Below are 5064 nucleotides of genomic sequence, written 5' to 3' on the forward strand. Positions count from 1 at the left end.
TGCGCTGCGTCGCGGAGGGCGTCGAGATGCACCGGATGGCCCTCCGGTGCGACGATCGAGGTCAGCGACGAGATGCTGAGCGCGCCGGCGAGCGCGCCCGCCCGGTCGAAGATCGGCACACCCACGCCGGTCAGCCCGATGAAGAAGTCATCCGCCGCCAGCTCCCAGCCCTGGGCGCGGATGCGCTCGGCTTCGCACCAGAGCAGGTCTGGGTCGGTCTGGCTTGCCGGCGCGCGCTTGGGCAGGTCGAGAGCGAGCGCCTGCCGGCGCGACGCATGGTCGAGATAGGCCAGGATCACGCGCGGACCGCCGCCGCAGTTCAGAGGCGCCTGGGCGCCGACGGCGAACCATGTCGCGTCGACATGCGGCAACGAGGCCCGGACCCGGTCGACGCAGAGCGCGCGCCCCGCAATATGGACCCAGAGGAAGGACGTCGCGCCGGTCTTCTCGGCGATTTCGGTCAGATAGGGACCAGCAATGTCCCGCAGCTCGCGCCCGGCCGTGACGGCGCTGCCGAGTTCGATGAGCCCGACGGCCAGCGCGTAGGTCTGCGAGCGCTCGTCATGCTCGACCAGTTCGTTGAGCTGCAGGGTCTGCAGCAGCCGCCGGGTGGTGCCCTTGTCGAGACCGACCTGGCGCGCGAGTTCGCTCAAGCCAAGGCGCGGCTGTTCGGCACGGAAGGCGCGGAGCAGCGCGATGCCCCTGTCGAGCGCCCTGACGATCGGGACGCCCGGCGGCAGCCGCGCGGCCCGGTCCTCCTTCATCCTGTCGGCTGCGCTCACGATCGGTCTGCCGTCTGAATGCTCGTGTCGTCTAGTAACACACCATGTCAGCCATTGACACGAATTTTAACTCTCGCTTTCAATGGCATGGAGCTTGCCAATCGGCGCATGATCGGGTGCGATCCCGACAGGCCGCGGAGCAGGTCGAAACAGAGGTCGCCTCGGCTGCGCTGCCTATCGCCGGCGGAGAGCGAACCACGGGGAACGGGAGAACGAAGATGACGGTATCGAGATTGGGACTGGCTCTCGCAGCAACTGTGCTCGCGCTCGGCGCGGCGACCGCGCAGGAGCCGAAAAAGGGCGGCACCGTCCATGTCGTGGTCCAGCCCGAACCGCCGATGCTGATGCAGGGGCTGAACCAGAACGGCCCGACCAACATGGTCGCCGGCAACATCTACGAATCGCTGCTGCGCTATGACGAGAAGCTCAACCCGCAGCCCTCGCTGGCCAAGAGCTGGGAAATCTCGGCCGATGCCAAGGTCTACACCTTCAAGCTCCAGGAAGGCGTGACCTGGCATGACGGGAAGCCCTTCACCGCCGACGACGTCGTCTTCTCGCTCGACAAGTTCCTGCGCGAGGTCCATCCGCGCTGGCGGCCGATCGTCACCGCCCAGGTCGAGAAGATCGAGAAGGTCGACGACCTGACCGTGAAGATCACGCTGAAGCAGCCCTTCGGCCCGCTGATCATGACCCAGGAGGTCGCTTCGGCACCGATGATCCCGAAGCACATCTATGACGGTACCGATTATCGCGCCAACCCGGCCAACAACACCCCGATCGGCACCGGCCCGTTCAAGTTCAAGGAGTGGAAGAAGGGCTCCTATATCCACCTCGTCAAGAACGAGAACTACTGGCTGAAGGGCAAGCCGAACCTCGACGAGATCTACTGGCAGATCATCCCCGATGCCGCCGCCCGCGCCGTCGCCTACGAGACCGGCAAGGTCGACGTGCTGACCGGCGGCTCGGTCGATGTCTACGACGTCGCCCGCCTCTCCAAGCTGCCCAATACCTGCATCACGACCAAGGGCTGGGAGATGTTCGCCCCCCATGCCTGGCTGGCCGTCAATGTCCGCAACGGCGTCCTCGGCAACAAGCAGTTCCGCCAGGGCCTGATGCACGCGATCGACCGTGAATTCGGAAAGGACGTGGTCTGGGGCGGGCTCGGCAAGCTGCCGACCGGGCCGATCTCGTCGAAGACCAGATTCTATTCCGCCGACGTGCCGAAATACGCTTTCGACCCGGCCAAGGCGAAGGAGCTGATCAAGGCCTCGGGCTACAAGGGCGAGACGATCAAGCTGCTCAACCTGCCCTATGGCGAGACCTGGAGCCGCTGGGCCGAGGCGATCAAGCAGAACTTCGAGGATGTCGGCGTCAAGCTCCAGATCGAGAACACCGACGTTCCCGGCTGGACCCAGAAGGCCAGCAACTGGGACTTCGACCTAACCTTCAACTTCCTCTACCAGCTCGGCGACCCCGCCATGGGCGTCGCGCGCAGCTACATCTCGACCAACATCGCCAAGGGCAATCCCTTCGCTAATATCGGCGGCTACTCCAATCCCGAGGTCGACAAGCTCTTCGCCGAGGCCGCCATCGCGCCTTCAGACAGCGCTCGACAGGAACTCTATACGAAAGTGCAGAAGCTGCTGGCCGACGAACTGCCGGTGCTCTGGCTGCTCGAGATGGACTTCCCGACGATCTACCGCTGCAACGTCAAGAACCTCGTCACCACCGGCATCGGCGTGAATGACGGCTTCCGGGATGCCTGGAAGGAGTAAGATGATCCCGCAGGATCACGTCATGCTCGGGCGAAGCGTCAGCGCAGACCCGAGCATCTCCGGAACGAGTTTCTCGGGTCGCCGCGGAGCGGCGCCCGAGAATGACGCCAAGTCGACATCATGAACCTTGCTCAGTTCTTCGCTGGCCGGCTGGTGAAGGGGATCATCGTCCTCTTCGCCATCGCGGTCTTGAACTTCTTCCTGATCCGCGCCGCGCCGGGCGATCCGGCGCAGGTGCTCGCGGGCGAGGCCGGCGCCGCCGACGAGCTCTTGCTGCAGCAGCTGCGCGAGCGCTTCGGCCTCGACCAGCCGCTGCTCCACCAGCTCTGGATCTATCTCAAGGGCTATGCCTCCCTCGATCTCGGCTTCAGCTACCGCCAGCAGCGGCCGGTGCTGGAGTTGATCCTCGACCGCCTGCCCGCGACCTTGCTCCTCACCGGCGCCGCCTTCCTCGTCTCGCTCGGCCTCGGCGTGCTGATGGGCGCGCTGGCAGCGCGCCGCGCCGGAAAGTGGCAGGACAGCGTCATCACCACGCTGGCGCTGGTCTTCTACGCGACGCCGCTGTTCTGGATCGCGCTGCTCAGCCAGATCGTCTTCGCGCTGAAGCTCGGCCTTGTGCCCAATGTCGGCTACGAGACCATCGGCGCGGACTATACCGGGCTCGCCCGGGCGCTCGACATCGGCCGCCATCTCATCCTGCCGGCGCTGACGCTCGGCCTGTTCTTCACCGCGCTCTATGCAAGGATGATGCGGGCCTCGATGCTGGAGGTGGCAGGCGCCGACTTCGTCAAGACGGCGCGCGCGAAAGGGCTTTCGCCCGCGATCGTCTCGCGCCGGCACGTGGCGCGCAACGCCATCCTGCCGGTGGTCACGCTGGCCGGCCTGCAGGCGGGCCAGCTCGTCGGCGGCGCCGTCCTGACCGAGACGGTCTTCGCCTGGCCGGGCATCGGCCGGCTGATGTTCGATGCCCTGGTCCAGCGCGACTATTCGGTGCTGCTCGGCGTCTTCTTCGTCTCCTCGGCCATGGTCGTCGGCTTCAACATCCTGACCGACCTCGTCTACCGGCTGGCCGACCCCCGCATCGAGGCGACGACATGAGCAGAACCGTCTCAAGCGCTCGCCCGACCGTCATTGCGAGGAGCGCAGCGACGAAGCAATCCAGGAGTCGTAGAGCGAGCCGTCCTGGATTGCTTCGCTTCGCTCGCAATGACGGGGAGGTGCCGTCATGGCATTCCTGAAGCGCTTCGCCCGCAACCGCGGCGCCGTGATCGGCCTCCTGATCCTCATCGTCGTCATCGCCTTCGCGCTGCTGGCGACCTGGCTCTATCCGCAATCGCCCTGGCGCATGGTCGGCCGGCCCTTCCTCGCGCCCTTCGTCATGGAGCGCTTCCCGCTCGGCACCGACACGCTCGGGCGCAATGTCGCGGCCGGCCTCGTGCACGGTGCCCAGGTCTCGCTGATGATCGGCATCGTCTCGACCCTGGTCGCGCTGCTGATCGGCGTGCCGCTCGGCGCGGTGGCGGGCTATGCCGGCGGCTTCGTCGACGATGCCCTGATGCGCTTCACCGAGTTCTTCCAGACGATTCCCTCCTTCGCGCTGGCCATCGTCATGGTCGCGATCCTGCAGCCGCAGCTCGGCTCGATCGTGCTCGCCATCGGCGTCGTCTCCTGGCCGCCGGTGGCGCGGCTGGTGCGCGGCGAGGTGCTCTCGCTGAAGACCCGCGAATATGTCCAGGCCGCGATCACCATCGGCCAGTCGACGCCGCGCATCATCTTCAGCCAGGTGCTGCCCAATACGCTGGCGCCGATCATCGTCATGGGTTCGCTGATGATCGGCTCGGCGATCCTGCTCGAATCCTCGCTCTCCTTCCTCGGACTCGGCGACCCGAACCTGATGAGCTGGGGCTATATGGTCGGTGCCGGCCGCACCCGGCTGCTCGACGCCTGGTGGATCAGCTTCTTTCCCGGCCTGGCGATCTTCCTGACCGTGCTCGCCCTCAACCTCGCCGGCGAGGGGCTCAACGACGCCCTCAATCCGCGCCTTGCCCGGGAGCGCGAATGATGGCGGCTCCGGTTCTGGCCATCGAGGGCCTGCGGCTCGCCCTCCCCGCCCTCGCCGACCGCGCCTATGCGATCGAGGATGTCAGCCTGTCGATCGCGGCCGGCGAGACGCTCTGCGTCGTCGGCGAATCCGGCTCCGGAAAGTCGATGCTGGCGCATGCCGTGATGGGCCTGCTGCCGCGTGCGGTGAAGCCGGCTGCCGGCAGCATTAGGCTCGGCGGCCGCGACCTGCTCACGCTCGACGACGCGGCGATGGAAGACGTGCGCGGCCGCGAGGTCGGCATGATCTTCCAGGAGCCGATGACCTCGCTCAACCCGGTGATGCGCGTCGCCGACCAGATCGTCGAGACCTTCGAGGCGCATGGCCTGCTTGGCAAGGCCGAGCGCCAGGCCCGGGCGCTCGCGCTCCTGGCCGAGGTCGGCCTGCCCGACCCAGAGCGGCTGGC

At 66.6% G+C, this 5064-nt stretch carries 5 protein-coding genes; 4 read left to right on the plus strand and 1 reads right to left on the minus strand.

Annotated elements, in window-relative coordinates; genetic code table 11:
• The coding region (locus V6M56_RS13330) for an IclR family transcriptional regulator (protein WP_332684423.1) at window positions 1–782 on the minus strand (782 nt) is incomplete at its 3' end.
• 218 nt (window positions 783–1000) lie between these two features.
• Here V6M56_RS13330 and V6M56_RS13335 point away from each other — a divergent pair.
• The 4 genes from V6M56_RS13335 to V6M56_RS13350 form a co-directional block, all read left to right on the plus strand.
• Window positions 1001–2557, plus strand: a complete 1557-nt coding sequence (locus V6M56_RS13335; RefSeq protein WP_332684424.1) for an ABC transporter substrate-binding protein — start codon at window positions 1001–1003, stop codon at window positions 2555–2557.
• A gap of 120 nt (window positions 2558–2677) precedes the next feature.
• Complete coding sequence (locus V6M56_RS13340) at window positions 2678–3655, plus strand: ABC transporter permease (RefSeq protein WP_332684426.1); 978 nt, start codon at window positions 2678–2680, stop codon at window positions 3653–3655.
• Between the two features lie 127 nt (window positions 3656–3782).
• Window positions 3783–4619, plus strand: a complete 837-nt coding sequence (locus V6M56_RS13345) for an ABC transporter permease (protein WP_332684428.1) — start codon at window positions 3783–3785, stop codon at window positions 4617–4619.
• Window positions 4619–5064: ATP-binding cassette domain-containing protein (locus V6M56_RS13350; protein ID WP_332684430.1), on the plus strand; the 446-nt coding region annotated here is incomplete at its 3' end. The genes V6M56_RS13345 and V6M56_RS13350, both read left to right, overlap by 1 nt.

The organism is Allobosea sp. (assembly GCF_036675845.1).
In the GTDB taxonomy this organism is placed as follows: Bacteria; Pseudomonadota; Alphaproteobacteria; order Rhizobiales; family Beijerinckiaceae; genus Allobosea.